The sequence below is a fragment of the Chlorobaculum sp. 24CR genome (assembly GCF_004118635.1).
Classification (GTDB): domain Bacteria; phylum Bacteroidota; class Chlorobiia; order Chlorobiales; family Chlorobiaceae; genus Chlorobaculum.
This window is the reverse complement of sequence record NZ_SDGU01000098.1, coordinates 1-1,313: the sequence shown is the minus strand read 5'-3', so window position 1 is coordinate 1,313 and position 1,313 is coordinate 1. Positions and strand designations below refer to the sequence as shown.

1 protein-coding gene and 1 pseudogene are annotated in these 1,313 nt (G+C 45.1%); one reads left to right on the top strand and one right to left on the bottom strand.

All coding sequences use genetic code 11. The features are described from left to right. Positions 1-93: 93 nt before the first annotated feature. Positions 94-579: pseudogene (locus EST62_RS12800) on the top strand (KilA-N domain-containing protein); the annotation flags it as partial. Between the two features lie 262 nt (positions 580-841). Here EST62_RS12800 and EST62_RS14030 read toward each other — a convergent pair. Next, positions 842-946, bottom strand: a complete 105-nt coding sequence (locus tag EST62_RS14030; RefSeq protein WP_371414701.1) for a VPDSG-CTERM sorting domain-containing protein — start codon at positions 944-946, stop codon at positions 842-844. Between the last annotated feature and the right edge of the window lie 367 nt (positions 947-1,313).

Sequence of the window (1,313 nt, the reverse complement as noted above, 5' to 3'; positions counted from 1 at the left end):
TGTAGTTTTTTCTGACTTTTCGCATGGTGAATTCCTCCGTTTTTGTACTCTAACTCAAACGGCTGAATTCTCCAATTTACGCTGAACCAAAACAATATTGCGTTCGAGTTCGGCATGTGGATCAGTGCTGAATTTAAAATTTACCTCATAAAGGAGTTCCAGCGGCTCAAGGAGCTTGAACAAAAACAATTCGGTTGGGATATACGCCGGAATCTGACCAAGATCAACTATCGCATACACACGGATGCCATCAAGGAGCATCTCATTCCAGAAGAGTTGAGCCGGGAACAGATCAACTTGATCTATGCCTCAGAGGCCGATTTGCTGAACATGGCGCTTTTCGGAAAAACCGCTGCCCACTGGCGCGAGGAGAATCCTGGAGAAAAAGGCAATATCCGAGATTTCGCCAATGTGTCACAGCTTTTGTGTCTTGCCAATCTCGAAAATCTGAATGCGCATTTCATCCGGGAGGGCATGGCCCAGGCGGAACGTTTGCAGATGCTGAACCGTATCGCTATTCAGCAGATGCGCTTGCTGGTCGAGGATCGAGGGGTGAAGAGGATGGAAAGTGGTGAGTAATAGCTGAAATGACAGATAGTGCACCGTCGAAGAGTGCTTACGCTATTACGAAGCGCTGGATCAAACACATTGCGAGGGCGATTACGAATCATTCATCACGCAGTTAGCTGAAACCGTCGAGGCGGCGTTCGAGCCGTATTGGTATGTTTTGTGGGTGGGGTAGGGTTAACGCAAAGCATCGCAAAAGCCAAACAATCGATCATAAAAAAAGCAGGCGCCAACGACTCCTGCTTTTTTTGAGCAAATGATTGTGCCAAATCAATCACGCTATTATTTTTCTTCGCGCACCTGCAAATAATGCCAAGCCGGTTCCCAATAAGAGAATAGTACTTGGCTCAGGAACACATGTTCCAGAGGCACTTGTAATAGATGACTGAATATATTCATTAAAAGTAATAGTTCCTGTCGTAATCTCGTTTTCCCAATAACCTACATGATCAACCTGGCGTCCTTGATAAAAATCAAAACTTGCCGTTCGATACAGATGCCACCAAGTAACTACAGTGCATTTCGGAATTGTAACACTGTCTGAGATTTCTTGAGTTAGCCCCTCTGTAAATGACTGCGAAACGGAGTCGGTAGCACCGATATTGGACCCTATTGAAGCGACATTTTCTGAGCCTAACGTTGATGTTAAACTAGTGTCACGTCACAGTTATATTGATGGATAAAGATGCTTGAGTTTTATTCTTGAATCCGTCGTGGTAAAGCGCCAGTTAATCGTCGCCTCTTTG